Source organism: Pseudomonas sp. NFXW11 (assembly GCF_049887815.1).
Taxonomy (GTDB): Bacteria; Pseudomonadota; Gammaproteobacteria; order Pseudomonadales; family Pseudomonadaceae; genus Aquipseudomonas.
In genome coordinates this window covers 56064-73793 of sequence record NZ_JAGEKI010000025.1, presented here as the reverse complement: position 1 = coordinate 73793, position 17730 = coordinate 56064, and the positions used below count along the sequence as shown (strand labels likewise).

Below are 17730 nucleotides of genomic sequence, written 5' to 3'. Positions count from 1 at the left end.
GGGCGCACAGCGCCTCAGGCGTGGCCGTGACTGAGGTGGGCCAGACGCCCGGACAGCGCCTGCATCGCCTCGCTGACCTTGTCCAGGGCCTGGGCGTCACGGGCGTTGTCTTCGCTGATGGCGTGGATGCGCACCGCCAGTTCGTTGATCTCCTGGGTCACATGGCTCTGCTGCTGGGCGGCCACGGCAATCTGCTGCGCACGCTGGGAGATATCGTCGAAGCTGGTGACAGTGCTGGACAGCGCGTCCGCAGCCCCGGAGGCCTCGCCCACCGCCTGGCGGGTACGGTTCTCGCCGGACTGGATCGCCTGCACCGCCTGGCGTGAAGCCTGCTGCAAGTCGCCAATCATGCCGCTGATCTCGTTGGCCGAGGTTTGGGTGCGGCCAGCCAGGGTGCGCACTTCATCCGCCACCACGGCAAAACCGCGGCCCTGTTCACCAGCCCGGGCCGCCTCGATGGCGGCGTTGAGGGCCAGCAGGTTGGTCTGCTCGGAAATCGCCTTGATCACATCCAGCACCGCACCAACCTGCTGGCTGTCCTGCTCCAGGCGCTGGATCACCGACGACGCCTCGGCCATTTCCGCGGACAGCAACTGGATCGACTGGCTGTTGGCAGCCACCTTGTGCTGGCCGTCCTGCACCACCACCAGGGACTGGCGCGCGGTATCGGCGCAGTTGTTGGTGTTCTGTGCCACTTCCTGGGCGCTGGAGGACATCTCGGTAATGGCCGTGGCCAGCTGGGTGTTTTCCTGGCGCTGCTGCTCGGCGCGGCGCGCCAGGGTGCCGCTCAGTTCCCCCAGGCGCCCGGCTTCGTTGTGCAACTGTCGGGCTTCGTTGGCGATCATCTGCAACATCTGCCGCAACTGCCCGGCATAGCGGTTGACCGCACCACGCAGGGCGCCGATCTCATCGGCCTGGGCCACGTGCAACTCAGCATTGTCGCTGGCCTGGCCACTGCCCAGGGCATCGATCTGGCGGGTGGTTTCTTCCAGTTGGGCAATCAACTTGTTGCCACCGAGCCAGGCACAGAACAGCAGCAGCGCCAGCAGTGGCAGCAAGAACAGCAGAATTTCGCTGGTCAGGGCCCGGGCCAGGCCGGTGACCTTTTCCTCGGGAGTCACCAGGCCAATGGTCCAGCCGCTGCCAGGCATGCTGAACAGGCTGACCCGCGCGGCCTCCTGCAAGCGGCCATCCTCGGCCAGGTCCAGGCTGCGCACCTGGCCGGGACGAGCCGCCGTGGCCAGGGCCTCGGCCACCGGACGCAACCAGGGCTGCTGCTTGCTCAGGGCCTCGAAGCTGAGCATCTGCGTCCCGCCAGCGGCTTGGGCATCGGGGAAATACAGCACGTTGCCGGCCTGATCCAGGGCGAAGGCATAACCGCCGGTGACCGCGCCCTGCTCCTTGAGGAAACGTGCCAGGTCATCCAGGCGCAGGTCGATGGTGGCGACCCCGGCAAAGGCCCCGCCCTGGCGATAGGGCACGCTGCAGGTGGTCATCGGCACCTGGGTCACCGGGTCCTGGTAGGCCTCGGACCACAGGCAACGGCCCGGTGCGCTGTTACGGGCGCCAGTGTACCAGGCTTCATGGTGATAACCGGCGCTGCCGGCGGCGTTGTAGTCATCGGAGTAGACCAGCGGCCCGGCATCGCTGCGGGCCCAGAAGAAACTGCGGCGTTCCACGCCCGGGGCAAAGGCATTGGGCTCGGGCCAGATGCCGCCACCGGCGATGGCCTTGTCGCCTTCGTGATCGATCACCTTGGGCAAGGTGGCCATGGCCAGCGCCGGGTCCTTGGGCAAGCCTTCCAGCAGGTGGGCCATGCTCGCGGTCACCCCCTCGATACCCGCCAGCTGCAAGGCCAACTGACGGACGATGGCGCTGCCGGTCTGCTCGATCAAGGCCGAGCTCGCCTGCACCACCCGGGGTTGGCCACGCAAAGTCATCACGGCAAATACCGCCAACGCCGTGAACAGCAACAGCAGCACGCTGCCGAGGGTCAAACGATGAGACAGACGAACCGGAAGCAAAGCCATGACGAACTCCATATCAATAGGCATTCAGAGCTTATCGACCGAAGTCCGGGTTCTCTTGAGAAAAGAGTGACGCCGATCACAAAAAACCTGCTGATCGGGACTGAGGCAGCAGCCAGGGCCGCTGCGGACGAGGATGCGCCGGCCGCAGGCACTCACGGCCTGCAACCGGCGCGGTCAGTGCATCAACCTTCGAGCACCAGCAGGAACTGGCTGAACCGGTCGATGGCGTCCTTGGACAATTCCAGGCCTTTCTCGCCCATGCGCGACATCCATTTGCCGTTGTCGCCACGCAGGGAAATCTGTCCGCTGGCGGTATCGATGGCGTAGGAGAACTGACAGTACTGGTCGATGCTGTCCTTGGACAGCTCCAACCCCGTGGCGCCCATGCGCGACATGTACTTGCCGCTGTCGCCCTGCAACGCCAGCTTCTTCTCGGTGCCGATCTGGATCAGCACCACCCGGAACTTGCAGTACTGGTCGATGGAGCCCTTGGACAGTTCCAGTCCAGTCGCGCCCATGCGCGACATGTAGTTGCCCGAGTCGCCGCGCAGCGAGATGACACTGCCGTTCTCAATCACACGTTGTGGAATGACGATCATGGTTGCACTCCTTGCTGATGGGGGTGTTCCTGAGTGTTACAGGGCAAGCCTGTTGACTGCCGGCAACCGGCCTCCTTGAGCAGGAGGTGCGACGGCCCGGGTGGCTGACCACAAGCGCAGTGTAGTGCTGCTGCCGAGGTGGCTCAGATCAAAGCGCTATGCACAGGCGGGGCCTTGGCAACCCGGGGCTATAGAGCCCCGGGCGTTGCCAGGCAAAGGCAGGACAGCAAGGTACGGCGAGTGGGTCACTCCGGGTCGCGAGTCATGTAGCGCGCGAAGTTCTCGATGTATTCGTCGAGATTCTCCTCGAGCATGGTGCGGAACTGACCGACGAAGAACTCCAGCGCTTCCTCTTTGGCCGCGGCCATTTCTTCGCCATCGCGGCAACCGGTGGCGCTGATCCAGGCACTGAAACGGGCGTTGGCATACATCAGCGAAGCACTGACCTTGCCCCGGCTGCATTCGCCAATCTGGCTGTTGGCCAGGTCGATCACGGCATCGGCGCGGTTGAAGAATTCGTTATCCGGTTGGTTGGCCAAGGGGCATTCCTTTTGCTGGGTAGGGAAAACAAAGCGCCGGAGTATAAGAGTTTTATTTCCTGCGGCCGACGCTTTTCCGCAATAGGCTACGGCAGGGCCCGCAGCTGTTCGGCCAGCAGCGCTTCGCTTCTGCCCTGGGAAAGCACCTGGCTATTGCCCGCCGCCCGCAGCGCCTGCTGCAGGTACTCTTCGCCACGCTGGCGATCGCCCGCCAGGAAGGCCGCCAGGGCCTCGCCGCGTGGCCGCAGCCAGGGGGCGAACCAGTCGGTATCGGCGTTGATCTGCACCGCCTGCATGGGGGCGACGCTGCGCTCCAGATAGGCGCGACTGAACGCCAGCTCACCCCGCAGCAATTCGATCAGGGTGCTCATGCCGGTCAGTTCCGCCGCTCGATCCGCCAGCAGTTGCTCGAGCTCCTGCTCCATCTGCAACACCCCTGGCCAATCGCCCTGATCCTGCCGGGCATTGAGCCGGTAGCTGAAAGCAATCAGCGGCTCGGGCATGGCACCCGCAGCCAACAGGGTGATATCCGACTGCGGCAGCTCGGCACTGGGTACACCGGCCACGGTCAGCGCCAGCAGCCGCGCCTGGGCCAGCTCCGGACGCTGATCGTCGCGGTGCTGCAACCAGCCCAGCATGACCATGCCGTCGCTGGGCAACACCCGCATTGTCGGTATCAGGTTGCCCAGCCCTGTACTCAGGTTGCTCACGGCAAAGGCCAGGGCAATAGCCCCGGGCACACCCTGCAGATGCAGCCCGAGGGCCACGGCGACGGCGCCCACCAGCAGATTCAGCAAGGGACCGAACAGCACCATGACCATCCACTGTCCACGCCACGGGCGCTGCGGGTTGCTAGCCGCCAGTACATAGCCGCCCAGGCGATTGCGCTTGAGCTGCGGCGACCAGCGCAGGCGCCAGCCGCGACGCAGCACCTGGATTTCCACCGCAGCGACCCGCGCCAGCAACACCGGCATGCCACACAGCCGCGCGCCGAGGTAATGCCCGCCTTCATGCACCACCAGGCCGAGAACCGCCAGCAGCGAGGCAAGGAACATGGCCAGTAACGGCTGCAATTCGGACTTGATGGTGAAGCCCAGGATCAAGGCGGCAAAAAACCAGCCGCTGAGCAACACCGCCCCCTGCAACACCGCCAATACCCTGACCCAGACCTTGCGCCCGATACTGCTATCCATTGCCTGCTTCCCTGAAAATGAAACCGCCTCTGTGGCGGGCGCGCAGACTGCCAGCTTCTCTGCCGGAAAATCAACCTGCGGCGCTGCCATCCTGCCGGGTATGAGCCGGCTTGCCGGCGAAGAGGCCCTTGAGCCTTGCGTTGCTCTTGCGGGCGCCTTCACTCGCAAGCAGAACGCCGCCCGGCCAGCGCCGACACAAGTCCGCGAGGATCACGCCAGGGCGCGACACTCCAGCCGCAGCTGTTGCTCGCTCAGCACATGAGCCTGGATACGCACCGGCAGGAACGCCTCGATCACCTGGATATTGCTCGCCAGGTGCTCGGTCATGCGCGGCGTGGTCAAGCTGCCGCCACCGGCCAGGGCCATGGGCAGCAGCAACTGGTCGGCCAGGTGCTCGGCCACCGCGGTGCCGGACTGCAGCCAGTCGAGGGCCTGGTCGATGGCGCCGTCGGCGACCTTTTCCGCCCGCAGGCTGTTCTGCCCGAAGCCGCTGAACAGCTCGGTCAGGTGCTCGTAGGCGTACTCCAGCAACAGCACATTGCCCGGCCCGTATTGCTCATCCAGTTGCACCGGGCTCAACTGTTCCCGAGGCAGTTGCAGGCGGTTGTGCACCCGACGCAACTCACGCTCCGCCACATGCTCGGGCAAACCGGCACTCAGGGCCCAGGCCCGCCGCCCCAGCAACGCGCCGCGCTCCAGCAGATGCAGGGGCTGTAGCTTGGAAGGCTGGATAAAGGCTTCCAGCTCACCCCCACCGGCCGGGACAAAACCGTGGCGCAGCAGTTGCAGCTCCACCCGCGCGCCCATGCGCCGCAGCTGCGGCAGCCAGGCCTGCTGGAGGAAATCCAGCGGCGGCGCCAAGGGGTTGTGGGTGCCACCGCTGATGCTCACCCGGCTCGGCTCGGGGGCCTGCAGCAGGGCTGGCAGCAAGGTCTGCAACACCAGGGTGCAACTGCCGGCGGTGCCGATGGCGAAGCGGTAGTCACCGCCACGGATCGGCCCCGGTTCAAAGCTCAACACCTGGGAACCCAGCTCGGCCCCGGTGGTGTTCGCGCCACACACCTGGGTCGCGGCCTGGACTGCTGTCAGGTGCTGGCGCAGCAGCCCCGGGCGGCTGCGCCGGGCGCGAATATTGTGCAGGCGCAGGGTCTTGCCGCTGAGCATGGCAAGGCTCAGGGCACTGCGCAGCACCTGGCCGCCGCCGATGGCGCCGTCCAGCTCGATTACATCCTGTTTCATCATGGTCCTTAAGCGTATTGGCGGACGGTTTCCCGCAGGTAGGCGTCCAGTAGCGCATTGTCTTGGTGGGTGCGCGCAAGCTTCGGCACCGGGCGTTCCAGCTCGCTGGCGATAAAGGCGTGCAGCGCCGGCAATCGTGGACCGCAAGCAGCTTCGGCGGCGTTGCGCTTGCGCGCCAGTAACGCCTCGACTTCATCCAGCAAAGGCTGATGCTCCACTGTGGTCAGCAGCTCGGCAAAGGTCATCGGCGGGCGGCCGCGCCCCTGATCGATCCAGCGCACCGCCAGCAATGGCCGCAGCGCATAAAAGTATTTTTTGAAGCGCAACGTCTCGTCCTGCAAATGGGCTACGAAAGTCTTCTTGGCCATCGACAGATAATGATTGCGCGCCGCCGGCGGGCTGTAGAACGCCTGCGCCAGCTCCCGCAGCCGAGCCGTGGCCCCAGGCTCGCTGCGATACACCAGGGGCGAATCCAGCCATTCCAGCAGGGTCGGGTTGGACTTGCGCAACAGCCCCAGGGTCTTGCGCAGCTCCCAACCGCTGATATCCAGCTCATCGTCCAAAGGCCGTTCAATCACATCGCGCCCGGCATCCACCTGGATAAACCACTCGGGCTTCTCCACATAGACGAAACGCACATCGTAATCACTGTCGGTGGAGGCAAAGCCCCAGGCCCGACTGCCCGATTCGCAGGCATACAGCACCTGCACATTGCGCTCGCGCTCGATCCGCGCCAGCTCGTCCAGTACCCGGGCGCGCATGGCGTCGCTCAGCGGGTGAAGTTCTTCTACTACGTGCATGTCCACATCCTGTTCAATCGGTGGCACTGGCCATCAGTACCGCCAGGGTCCGGCGCTCGGGGTTCCAGATGCTCAGGCACCAGACGCCCCACCACTCCAGGCCCTCGTCAAAATAAACGCTCCAGGGCAACACCTCGGGCCCCTCGGTTTCCTCGGCCTGCCAATCCAGCTGCAGGTTGGCCACCCAGTCGATCACCTCTGGCTGCGCCTGGGGCTCCAGCCCCAGCAGCGTCAGCCAGCGCTGGAAGATCGCCTCCGGCGGCTCGCCGTCGGCGGCGAAACGGGTGCCGTAGGGCGGGTGCAGAAAGGCCCGGTACAACCCCTGATGCCCCTCCAGCGGACGGGCCTGGGCCAGTTGCTGAACTTGCTCGGGGTCCAGCACCCGGGCCTCGGCCCGCTGCACCTCCCAACGCATCGGCTCGGGTTCGCCGATATCGGCGTAACGCGGGTCTTGGCGTAGCCGCCTGCGCGCCTCGCAAGCCTCTTCCTGCAATTGCCGATACAGGGCATCGAGGGCTTCGCGGTGCAGTTGCAGATCGACCCTGGCCTCTGCCGCCACCTCCAGCACGATGAAATCGAAGACGCAGTACGCCTCTTTCAGCAACCGGCGCAGGGCCGGGATCTGCGGGTTGTCCACCACGCTCAGCAAGGGTGACGCCATGCTACTTACTCCTTGAATCACAACAGGCGCTTGAGCGAACCCGCGGGCAGTTCACCGGCCTCTTCCATCGCCTGCACACGCTGCACCAGGGTTTCACGCAGGGGCTTGGGAGTAACCGGGTCGAACATCGCGTAACGGGCGTTGCACCAGCGGCCCAGAACCCCGCGCCAGTACTCCGCCTGATCGGCCTCCTGGCCCAGGCGCCACAGCAGGTACTCCAGTTGGCGCCAGGCCGGCTTGAGCCCCAGCATGGCCCAGCGCCGCGCTTTGGGCAGGTCATGCCAGTGCTGGTCGAGACGCTGCTCCAGGGCTTCGTCGAACACCGCCCAGGGTTGCTCGTGCAACAGGCCCAGGGCGCAGTCGAAGACCTTGTCCGAAGCATCGTCCAGGGCCTGCAACTGCTGGGGCAAGCCGCGCTCCCCCAGGGTTTGCAAGGCCAGCAGACGCACCTTCGGCGCCGGCGAAGCCAGGGCTTGCTGCACCATGGCATCGGCCCGGGGCTCCTGCAGTTCCCGCACCAATCCCAGCAGCCCCAGCCACTGGCGCTTGTTGCTCGGGGCCGGTTGCTGCAAGCGCTCCAGTAACACCTGGCGCGGGTCCAGGTCGTGTCGCGGCGCCGCCCAATGGGCCAGGCAACGCAAGGCCCCGGAAGGGTCGAGCAAGGCCTGGCGCAGATAATCCCGAGGGTCGGCCAACAGCGGCAACAGCAAGCGCAGGGCCTTGACCCGAACGCTGGCGCCGCAACTGCGCATCACCTCTTCCAGCAAGGGCAGCGCCTGCTCCGCCGGTAGCTCGGCACAGGCATCCACCGCCATCTGCCGCACGCTCACCTCAGGGTGACCCAAGGCCAGGGCCAGTAACGCCGGCAGGTCCTCGGCATCCTTGAGCAGCAGCTCGAAGACAAAGCGTGCGGCCTTGCCCCACAAACGGCCAAAGGCCTCTTCTACCCCGGCACGCACCTGGGCCAACTGCAATATGGCCGTGGCCCGCTCCAGGGTCGCGCCATGATCGGCGCGCCGCTTGCCAGCCAGGGCCAGCAACGGTGAAAGACTCTGCAACAGCAACCCGACGTGCTCCTCCAGCCAGTAGGCTTCGATTGCCGCAGCCGCTTCCTGACGCACCTGGGGCACCCAATCGTTGAGCCGTTCCAGCAGCGCCGCCAGGGCCTCGGCCGAAGGCTGCGCGGCCAGGCCGCGTACCGCCGCCTGACGCACGAAACCATTGCCGAAGCGGCTCAGTTCCAGCCAGGCGCTGGGCCTGTCCTGGCTGTCCAGTACCTCTTGCACCCGTCGGGCTTCATAGTCGCTCAGCTGGTAATGCCAACCATGCGGGACCGCCATCAACGCTTCCATGTCTTGCATATTCCTACCCCTTTACGCACACCACCTGACGCAGGGTGTGCAGCACTTCCACCAGCTCGCGCTGGGCGTGCATCACTTGTTCGATGTCCTTGTAGGCCATCGGGATTTCATCGATCACCGCTTCGTCCTTACGGCACTCCACATGGGCGGTTGCGCGGATCTGGTCGGCCAGGGTGAAGGTGTTCTTGGCCTTGGTGCGGCTCATGGTACGCCCCGCACCGTGGCTGCAGGAGCAGAACGCCTCCTCGTTACCCAGGCCGCGAACGATAAAGCTCTTGGCCCCCATCGACCCGGGAATGATCCCTAGCTCACCCTTCTTCGCCGACACCGCGCCCTTGCGGGTCACCAGCACCTCTTCACCGAAGTGGCGCTCCTTCTGCACGTAGTTGTGGTGGCAGTTCACCGCCTCCAGCGCCACCTCGAAGGGCTTGCTGATCACCTGGCGGGTGGCCTGGATCACCAGTTGCATCATCAGTTCGCGGTTCATCCGGGCAAAATCCTGGGCCCAGGCCACGGCTTCCACGTAATCGTCGAAGTGCTGGCTGCCTTCCTCGAAGTAGGCCAGGTCGCGGTCCGGCAGGTTGGCGATATGCTGGCGCATATCCTTCTGGGCCAGCTGGATGAACAGGTTGCCGATGGCGTTACCTACACCACGGGAACCGCTATGCAGCATGAACCAGACCCGGTTGGCCTCATCCAGGCACACCTCGATGAAGTGGTTACCCCCACCGAGGGTTCCCAGGTGCTGGCGGTTGTTGCTGTTGGCCAGCGCCGGGTACTTATCGGTGATCGCCTTGAACCGCGGTTGCAAGGCCGCCCAGGCCAGGTCGGCCGGTTGCGGCACTTCACCCCAGGCGCCCTTATCCCGACCGCTGCGCGGCGAGGTACGGCCGTGGGGCACCGCCGCCTCGATGGCGCTGCGCAACCCGGCCAGGCTATCCGGCAGGTCGGCAGCGGTCAGCGAAGTGCGGGCGGCGATCATTCCGCAACCGATATCCACCCCCACCGCGGCCGGGATGATCGCGCCCACTGTGGGGATCACGCTACCGATGGTCGACCCCTTACCCAGGTGCACATCGGGCATCACCGCCAGGTGCTTGAAGATAAAGGGCATCTTCGCGGTGTTCATCAACTGCTGGCGGGCCTCGTTTTCCACGGGCACGCCCTGGGTCCACATCTTGATCGGCTTACCGTTGGCAACTTCCAGCAATTGGTAGGTTTTCTGTTCCATGTCGTTGACTCTTTTTCCTGTGGCCGTTGATTCGGCCTTGTTCAATAGGGTGTGCAGGAGCCGGGGCGCAGAAGACGATCTCGGGGACCTCTTCGCTGGCAAGCCAGCTCCTACGGGACAGCGTTGTTCAGTGCAGGCCGGGCCTGCGGGCAGCGACAAGGGAACAGGCACATTTGCTCTACCCACTGAGCTACAGCCTTGCGGCTGGCGGGGTTCGAACCCGCGACACCCTGTAGTACCCGTGGCATTCGCTGCCATCCCGCCGAGGCGGGGAAAAACTGCGACGACAAGAATCGATGAAACATGCACTCGTGTTCTGCCCGTTGAACCACGGCGCCGTTTTCCAGCACCGGCGGGACTCGAACCCGCACCTCGAACCTTGGATGTAGTTCCATCAGCATTCGTCGCGAAAATCGTAAATGGGTGACACGACAAAAGAAGTGACTGAGCGCCGGAATCGAACCGGCATCACCAGAATGTACAGCCACTGGCATTCGTGCCCTCACCGGCCCTGACAACAGTTGCTGTGACGCCTTTTTGATGTAGTCACAGCGGCATTCAGGGCCAATGATTGAAAACGCTTGGTTGTGCGCCGGATCACCGGCGCGGTTTCTACCTCATATTCGGTGGATCAGCGACCCACGTCCTCGATCGCCTTCACCCAGTGCTGCGCACCGTAGTTGCCCGCGACGAACTGGGCAATCACATCGAACACCGCATCGCTGAAGCCACCGACGTTGAGGATGTCCTCGCGGTCCGGGGCCTGGGTGCTGGCCCCCGGCTGCATATCGATGCACACCAGCCGCGCCTGCGGGTTGATGGCCTTGATCCGCTCCCACTGACGCATAGTTTCGGTGGCCCCACGGCGCCGCGCATCGATCCACGACTCGTTGTCCGAGACCAGGATCAGGGTGTCCACGCGACTCTTGGCATTGGCCAGTTGCGCCAGGGGCGCCGAGCAGTTGGTGCCGCCCCCGCCGATGTCCGCCAGCTTCTGCGCATTGCTCATCACGCTGTCCCGCGGGTTGAGGTGGATATTCACCACCCCCACCTCGAACGGCATGACCCGCGCCGCCGGCTGCTTGCGCAACACCGCGGCCGCCACCAGGGCCGCCACATCGATGCAGCGCACCGCCGTGGTGGCCCCCGGGCGATAGCCGGTGACCGGGCTGTGCATCGAGCCCGAGACATCCGGGCAGACCACCACCTGGCCCGGCAATGCCGGCACATTGGCCAGGGACAGCTCCAGGGCATCCTGCAGTGCCTCACGCACCGGCTGCGGCACCTGGTCGCCAGCCATGCGGTACGCCGCCAGCAACTGGTAGGGGTAGACCCGAGCCTTGGCCACCTCGCCGGCATCGGCCAGCCGCGCCGCCACGTACTCGGTGCAACCCGGCACCTGGAAGGCGCCATGGCGAGCCAGGGTGTTGAGGTTCATGCGCAGCCCCTGCCAGCCCATGTTGCGCGCCTGTTCGGCCCATTGCTGGGCACTCAATGCCTCGTTGCCCAACAGCTGGAACGGCACCTGGGGCACCTGCTGGCTCGCACCACTGCGAAACGCCAGCAGATCCCGAGTCAGCTCCGGCAGCGCCGCCGCATCCACCGGCTTGCCGATCAGCCAGGCGAAGAAGGCTTCGCGCCAGGCTTCAGCTGGCTTGGGGTGAACCATCTTCACCACGTCCGCCAGGGACGGCTGGTTGCCGATCGAGGCCTGCAGCAGCTGGCGCTCGGTGGCCGTGTTCAGCCAGTTCTGCACCAGGCGCTTGGGCTGCGAACCCAGGGATTTGCGCCCGGTGGCGCCACTGCGCAGGATCTGCACGAAGTTGCGCAGCATCTTGCCGTTGTCCACCACCTGGGCGAACAGCTCCGGCACCAGGGCCGAGCGTTGCGCGGTCAGCGCCGCCAGCAGCAGCGCCGGCATGTCCTTCATATGGCCTTTTTGCCGAGCGTAACGCGCGGCCTGGGCGACGAAACGGCTGTCCAGTTCACCCACCAGTTGCAGCACCGCTTCCAGCTGATCTTCAGGCGAGGTGTAGAAGGTCGAGTTCAGGCAACCGGTGACCGCCAGCTGGGCCAGGCGATGCTTGGCGCTGTAGGCATAGGCCGGGGCCTTGGAAGCGTTCAGGGTGTTGCTCGCTGGCGCTTGTGCCTGTTGGGTATTGAACAGCTGGTGGTTGGCCATCTTGGCGTCTCGCTCTGTTGTCTTGTTCGTTGCCAGAGATATTGCAGACGCTGTGCCAGCTTTATTTTTTTACTGAGAATATTTTTTAACTTATTGATTTATAAAGTTTTTATTTTTATCTAGGTTCTTGTCGGTATTTTTCCAGGACACCGGGCTCGATAATTTCATATCCTTTCTTATCGCAATTTATCTTCAGGTATAAACATGTCGGGCAAGTCCACGGTCGCCATCGGCTTTGTCGGTTCCACCCTCGATCGCGTCGGCAAGGGCGCCAACCGCTGGAGCCATTGGCGCCCCACGGTCGGCCTGTGCCAGCAGCAGGATGTGCTGATCAATCGCCTGGAACTGATCCACGGCCTGGACGCCCGCGATGTCAGCCTGGCCGAGCGGGTGGCCAATGATGTGCGCCAGGTCTCCCCGGAAACCGAGGTGCACCTGCACCCAATGGGCTTGAACAACCCCTGGGATTTCGAGGAGGTGTACGCCGCCCTGCACGACTTCACCAGCGCCTACCCCTTCGACACCGAGCGCGAGGACTACCTGGTACACATCACCACCGGCACCCACGTGGCGCAGATCTGCTGGTTCCTGCTGACCGAGGCGCGCTTTTTGCCGGGGCGCCTGATCCAGACCTCGCCGGCGCGGCGCCGCGACCCCAGTGAACACGCCACCGGCACCCATGCACTGATCGACCTCGACCTGTCGCGCTACGACCGCATCGCCTCGCGCTTCGCCCACAAGCGCCTGGAGGGCCTGGCCTTTCTCAAGTCCGGGATCGCCACCCGCAACGCTGCCTTCAACCGCTCCATCGAACAGATCGAACGAGTGGGGCTGCGCTCCAAGGCACCAATGCTGCTGATCGGCCCCACCGGTGCCGGCAAGTCGTTCCTGGCCCGGCGCATCTATGAGCTCAAGCGCGGCCGGCATCAGGTGCAGGGGCGCTTTGTCGAGGTCAACTGCGCCACCCTGCGCGGCGACGGCGCCATGTCGGCGCTGTTCGGGCATACCAAGGGCGCCTTCACCGGCGCCCAGAACGCCCGGGACGGCCTGCTGCGGGCGGCGGATGGCGGCATGCTGTTTCTCGACGAGATCGGCGAACTGGGCCTGGACGAACAGGCGATGCTGCTCAAGGCCATCGAGGAGAAACGCTTCTTCCCCATGGGTTCGGACCAGGAAGTGGCCAGCGACTTCCTGATCATCGCCGGCACCCACCGCGACCTGCGCAGCCGAGTGGCCGAAGGGCTGTTCCGTGAAGACCTGTATGCGCGGATCAACCTCTGGACCTTCAACCTGCCGGGGCTGGCCGGGCGCCGCGAAGACATCGAGCCGAACATCGATTTCGAGCTGGAGCGCCATGCCCGGGAACAGGGGCAATGGGTGCGCTTCAACCTGGAGGCGCGGCGTCGCTACCTGGCGTTCGCCAGCTCCAGCGAGGCCGCGTGGCTGGGCAACTTCCGCGAGCTGTCGGCGTCCATCACCCGCATGGCCACCCTGGCCGACAGCGGGCGCATCGACCAGGCCCAGGTAGAGGAAGAGATCGAACGCCTGCGCCATGCCTGGGGCCTGGAAAACAGCCGGGATGAACTGCAACACCTGCTGGGGGATGATCTGCAACTGGACCTGTTCGACCGCCTGCAGCTCAAGGCCGTGATTGCCGAATGCCGAAGCGCCGACAGCCTCTCGGATGCCGGGCGCCGGCTGTTCGGCGTGTCGCGCCTGGGCAAGGCCAACCCCAACGACGCCGATCGCCTGCGCAAGTACCTGGCGCGCTTCGGCCTGGACTGGAAGCAGCTCAACCCGGACGACTCGAGAAAATAATTCACAACCCGATGCAGGGTATTCGGCAACAAAGCTAAGATGCGCGCCTGCGCCCCGCGCGCAGCTTTACCCCATCAAGGAACCACCATGCAGTATCAGGACGATCGCCTTTCCATTCCCCGCCGACTGACCTTGGCCCTGTTCGCCGCCCTGGCCCTCAGCGCCTGCTCGCCCAGCGACCACAAGGGCAGCGGCGCCGCCCTCGAAGGCGCCCAGGGCCAGGCCGGCGCACAGCTGGCCTATGAGCATGAGCTGACCCTGTCCCTGCCCAATGCAGAGATCGGCCCACGCCTGGCGCAAACCCGCGAGGCCTGCGAAAAGGCCCAGTTCGGCGCCTGTAACGTGCTGCGCCTGGAACAAGGCAAGTATCGCGCCCAGGTGGTGCTGCGCATCGTGCCCCAGGGCGTCGAGCCCTTGGTGCAGCAAGCCTCCGCAGGGGCGGAACTGGGCGAACGCATCACCAGCGCCGAAGACCTGGCCGACGCCGTGGCCGATGTGCAGCGCCAGCAACAGCGGCTCAAGGCCCAGCAACAGCGCCTGGATGAACTGGCCACGCGCAAGGACATCAGCGTCAGCGACCTGATCGCCCTGAGCAAGGAACAGGCCGGCATCGAGAACGATCTGCAGGCCCTGGCCCAGGTCGCCGCCGGCCAGCAACGTCGCCTGGACACCAACCGCCTGACCCTGAACTTCATCCCCAGCGACGGCATCCAGCGTGAGTCGAAACTCAAGCGCGCCTTCAGCAACCTGCTGGACAACCTGGCCGATGGCACGGGCGAGGCCCTGGAGAAAGGCAGCTACGTGCTGCCCTTCCTGATCCTGGCGTTCCCCCTGGCCCTGCTCTGGGTCTGGCTGTGGCGCAAGTTCGTACGCCGTCGCCCATAACCCCCGCAGAAACGTAGGAGCCGGCTTGCCGGCGAAGAGGCCCGCAAGCCTTGCTGCGCCCTCACGGGGGCCATCGCTGGCCAGCGCCTACACTAGCCAGCTTCTACAACGGCTTGCAGCGCCAGTTGCAGGCGCTCCAGGCCGATGCCGAAACCGGCGCCTTCCCTATAGGCGCCAGCCCCCACCACCTGTTGCTGCGCCCCCAGGCTCGGGCAGCGGACCTCGAAACCCCGGCCATCGAGGTAGTAGCTCAGGCCACGCTTGACCCCCAGGTTGAGCTCGTAGTCCAGGCCCAGTGAATCGAGAAAACCCACGCACAGGGCCCGCGCCTGCTCCAGGGCTTGCAGCGGATCGGGGCCGAGGATCTCCAGGCCCAGCTGGGTGAACTCACGGTAGCGCCCGGCTTGCGGCCGCTCATAGCGATAGCAGCGGGCAACATAGAACAACATCGCCTGCTCGCGCCCCGCCAACAGTTCGCGAGCGGTTTCCTGGAACAGCGCCGTGGCCTCCGGAATCAGGCAGCAGGCGCGCCCGGCCTTGTCGTTGAAGGCCCACATCTGGCCGATGACTTCGCTGCCGCCGGCCTTTTCGATAAAGGTGTCCTGGCCCCACAGCGCCGGGACTATGACTTCTTCAGCACCCGCTTCGATGAAGCCAGCTCCGGAACCGTCCTTCCAGGATGCGCAGGGTGGCGGCTTGTTCGCCGGTGATCATTCGAGTGCCACGGAGCATGGTCATCTGTATTTCCTCTGGTTTTTTACAGGCAATAAAAAAGGCGCCTTGTGGGGCGCCTTGGTTTTTTTCATCGAAGGTCAGTGATCGCGATGCGGCGATAACTGACGGCTCGACGCGCACATGCGACCACGGCCCCGGGAATGAGGTCGATGGTGATGAGTGCGAGAGACGAGCCGGGAAAAATTCATGGCGCATCCTGCCATGCGCTGCCAACGCCTGACAAGCGGGCCCTCACAAGAAAATTCACTCAAGCGCCTGCACGAAAAATGTGGCGAGGGAGCTTGCTCCCGTTCGCTCCACCGGCGCCCCGGGGCGCAGCCTACTGGAGCGCTATGCCGGAGAATGATCACTCACCCTGGATGGGGGCGCTGCGCACCCCAGCGGGAGCAAGCTCCCTCGCCACCAGGAACCGCGCCTGCTCATCTCAGGGAAACGGGCGTTGCAGGCAGCGCTGGTAGCGCTCATCCACCCGCTTGGCGAACCAGGCGGTGGTCAGCTGGCGGGTGATCTTCGGGCTCTTGAGTGCAATACCGGGCAGCACCTGGCGCGGCAGCGGCTTGCCCGCCGCCCGTTCGGCCAGGGTGAACACCTGGCGGTACAGCTCGGTCTGTTCGAAGGCCTGGCTGGCGCCTTTTTCCAACTGCTCGCGGATCACCGGGTTGCGCAGCCCCAGCTGCTTGCCCAGGCTGCGCACGGCCAGTTCGGTGCTGCCGGGCAGCAGCGAGTCGTAGCGGATCAGGTCGCCATCCAGGGCCAGCTCGATACCGCTGAGCCGGCTCACCGCCGCCTGGAAGGCGGCATTGCGACTGGCGTACCAGCCGGCGTTGAAATCGGCGAAACGGTACAGCGGCTGCGGGTAGCTCACCGGATAGCCCAGCAGGTGGGCGATGCCGAAATACATGCCGCCGCGCCGGCTGAAGACTTCATCGCGGATCGAACCCTGCAGCGGATAGGGGTAGCCCTGCGCCCGGGTTTCGGCAAAGGCGATGCTGACCTGCATCGGCCCGCCGGTGTGCACCGGGTTGAAGCCGCCGAACAGGCGCTGGCCCAAGGGCGCCATGGCGATGAAGTCATCGAAAATCGCGCTCAGTTGCTTCTCGCTGCGGGCCTCGGCCAGGCGCTGGCTGTAGGACTGGCCAGTACTGGAACGCAGCTGCAGGGCAGCGCTGACCAGCAGCGCCGGCACATGCACCTTGGCCGCGCGGCGATCGATCTCTTCCCGGGCGATGCGCCCCAGGCCCGGCACCTTCGGGTCGACCTGGAAGCCGGACTCCTGCTCGGTCACCGCCAGCACCGCGCACAGATTGCTCTGGCTGGGCTCCAGGCCCTGGCTGCTGAACGCCACCTGGATATCTCGGGCCCAGCCCTGGCGATCGCCGACCTCGGCCGGCAGCAGCCGCAGGATGCGCGCCCGCGCCTGCTCGGGGCTGAGCGACGGCGGTTGCGGGCCCGAGCGGCTGGCGCAACCGGCGAGCAGCACCAGACCAAGCACAGCACTGACAAGACGAAAGGAAATCATGGGACTCCACAGGGCAAGAGAATGCCACCCCATGCAGTAAAGCACCGGGCCACGGATATCGACCCGGGATGGACGCCGCCGTTCCCCAGCACCCACCTGTGGTCACGGGCCTGGCGGCGGTCACCGCCCGCATCGGGGCAAAATTCACCCTGCAACGGCGGCGGACATTGGCCAAAGTCTGACTAGAATCCTTCTACCGGACGGCGCAGCAAGGTGTATGTTGATGCCCCGCCCCCCTGTCGATGGAGTGAATACCGGATGCTGACCCTGGATTTTCTGCTAACCAGCCTGATCGTCGTGCTGATTCCCGGCACCGGCGTGATCCTGACCATTTCCACCGCCCTGGTGGCCGGCAAGCGTGCCAGCCTGTTCACCGCCATCGGCTGCACCGCGGGGATAATCCCGCACCTGCTGGCCTCGGCCCTGGGCCTGTCGGCGATCCTGCACACCAGCGCCCTGGCCTTCCAGGGCCTGAAGTTCGCCGGCGTCGCCTACCTGCTGTACCTGGCCTATGCCACCTGGCGCGATCGCTCGGCCTTCGTGGTCGACGGCAACGCGGTCAGCCGGGGCGCCGGAGCCTTGATGCTCAAGGCCTGCCTGCTGAATATCCTCAACCCCAAGCTGACGATCTTCTTTCTTGCCTTCCTGCCCCAGTTCATCGCCCATGACGGCAGCGACCCGCTGCTGCAGATGGTCACCTTGAGCGGCGTGTTCATGGCCATGACCTTCCTGGTGTTCGTGCTCTATGGCCTGCTGGCCAACCTGTTCCGCCGCGCGGTGATCGAGTCGCCCAAGGTGCAGAACTGGTTGCGGCGCAGCTTTGCCGCCAGCTTCGCCGGCCTGGGCCTGAACCTGGCCTTCGCCCAGCGCTGAGCCTTGTGGCCGGCGCCGCCCGCCCCCACAGCTCGCCACCCAGCCAGAGGCATGAGATTGACCTG

15 protein-coding genes and 2 pseudogenes are annotated in these 17730 nt (G+C 65.1%); 4 read left to right on the top strand and 13 right to left on the bottom strand.

Features of this window, described 5'->3' with window-relative positions:
* Positions 1-14: 14 nt before the first annotated feature.
* The 11 genes and pseudogenes from J4P02_RS28285 to J4P02_RS28235 form a co-directional block, all read right to left on the bottom strand.
* Positions 15-527: pseudogene (locus J4P02_RS28285) on the bottom strand (methyl-accepting chemotaxis protein); the annotation flags it as partial.
* 609 nt (positions 528-1136) lie between these two features.
* Positions 1137-1772: pseudogene (locus tag J4P02_RS28280) on the bottom strand (cache domain-containing protein); the annotation flags it as partial.
* Positions 1773-2212: 440 nt separating this feature from the next.
* On the bottom strand, positions 2213-2629 hold the full coding sequence (locus J4P02_RS28275; protein WP_426196640.1) for a fascin domain-containing protein: 417 nt from the start codon (positions 2627-2629) through the stop codon (positions 2213-2215).
* A gap of 245 nt (positions 2630-2874) precedes the next feature.
* Complete coding sequence (locus J4P02_RS28270; RefSeq protein WP_426196638.1) at positions 2875-3168, bottom strand: DUF3144 domain-containing protein; 294 nt, start codon at positions 3166-3168, stop codon at positions 2875-2877.
* Between the two features lie 86 nt (positions 3169-3254).
* Positions 3255-4361, bottom strand: a complete 1107-nt coding sequence (locus J4P02_RS28265) for a M50 family metallopeptidase (protein ID WP_426196636.1) — start codon at positions 4359-4361, stop codon at positions 3255-3257.
* Between the two features lie 210 nt (positions 4362-4571).
* Entirely contained in the window at positions 4572-5600 is a 1029-nt protein-coding gene (rtcA, locus tag J4P02_RS28260) for an RNA 3'-terminal phosphate cyclase (protein WP_426196634.1), read from the bottom strand.
* Between the two features lie 8 nt (positions 5601-5608).
* The gene (locus J4P02_RS28255; RefSeq protein ID WP_426196632.1) at positions 5609-6400 is read right to left on the bottom strand and encodes a nucleotidyltransferase domain-containing protein; all 792 of its coding nucleotides are present in this window, start codon (positions 6398-6400) and stop codon (positions 5609-5611) included.
* A 13-nt stretch (positions 6401-6413) separates the two neighbouring features.
* Positions 6414-7061, bottom strand: coding sequence for a hypothetical protein (locus tag J4P02_RS28250; RefSeq protein ID WP_426196630.1), 648 nt, complete (start codon positions 7059-7061; stop codon positions 6414-6416).
* A 17-nt stretch (positions 7062-7078) separates the two neighbouring features.
* Complete coding sequence (locus J4P02_RS28245) at positions 7079-8422, bottom strand: HEAT repeat domain-containing protein (protein ID WP_426196628.1); 1344 nt, start codon at positions 8420-8422, stop codon at positions 7079-7081.
* 4 nt (positions 8423-8426) lie between these two features.
* A complete protein-coding gene (locus J4P02_RS28240; RefSeq protein ID WP_426196626.1) occupies positions 8427-9653 on the bottom strand; it encodes an RtcB family protein in 1227 nt (408 codons plus the stop codon).
* Between the two features lie 631 nt (positions 9654-10284).
* Positions 10285-11835, bottom strand: a complete 1551-nt coding sequence (locus J4P02_RS28235; RefSeq protein WP_426196624.1) for a vWA domain-containing protein — start codon at positions 11833-11835, stop codon at positions 10285-10287.
* Between the two features lie 204 nt (positions 11836-12039).
* On the opposite strand from J4P02_RS28235, the gene rtcR reads away from it, so the two are divergent.
* Together rtcR and J4P02_RS28225 are read left to right on the top strand one after the other, a co-directional pair.
* On the top strand, positions 12040-13653 hold the full coding sequence (gene rtcR, locus J4P02_RS28230) for an RNA repair transcriptional activator RtcR (RefSeq protein WP_426196621.1): 1614 nt from the start codon (positions 12040-12042) through the stop codon (positions 13651-13653).
* Between the two features lie 87 nt (positions 13654-13740).
* Positions 13741-14538: a DUF4349 domain-containing protein gene (locus tag J4P02_RS28225; protein WP_426196619.1), complete on the top strand. Its 798-nt coding sequence runs from the start codon at positions 13741-13743 to the stop codon at positions 14536-14538.
* 92 nt (positions 14539-14630) lie between these two features.
* Here J4P02_RS28225 and J4P02_RS28220 read toward each other — a convergent pair whose 3' ends face one another.
* Entirely contained in the window at positions 14631-15188 is a 558-nt protein-coding gene (locus J4P02_RS28220; RefSeq protein ID WP_426196663.1) for an ATP phosphoribosyltransferase regulatory subunit, read from the bottom strand.
* Here J4P02_RS28220 and J4P02_RS28215 point away from each other — a divergent pair.
* Positions 15076-15357: a hypothetical protein gene (locus tag J4P02_RS28215; protein WP_426196617.1), complete on the top strand. Its 282-nt coding sequence runs from the start codon at positions 15076-15078 to the stop codon at positions 15355-15357. The two genes, J4P02_RS28220 and J4P02_RS28215, sit on opposite strands and share 113 nt — an antisense overlap.
* Positions 15358-15697: 340 nt before the next feature.
* On the opposite strand, the gene J4P02_RS28210 is transcribed toward J4P02_RS28215, so the two are convergent.
* Positions 15698-16792: a DUF1615 domain-containing protein gene (locus tag J4P02_RS28210; RefSeq protein WP_426196615.1), complete on the bottom strand. Its 1095-nt coding sequence runs from the start codon at positions 16790-16792 to the stop codon at positions 15698-15700.
* Between the two features lie 258 nt (positions 16793-17050).
* Between J4P02_RS28210 and J4P02_RS28205 the strand changes: the two genes are divergently transcribed.
* The gene (locus tag J4P02_RS28205; protein ID WP_426196613.1) at positions 17051-17665 is read left to right on the top strand and encodes a LysE family translocator; all 615 of its coding nucleotides are present in this window, start codon (positions 17051-17053) and stop codon (positions 17663-17665) included.
* Positions 17666-17730: the final 65 nt, after the last annotated feature.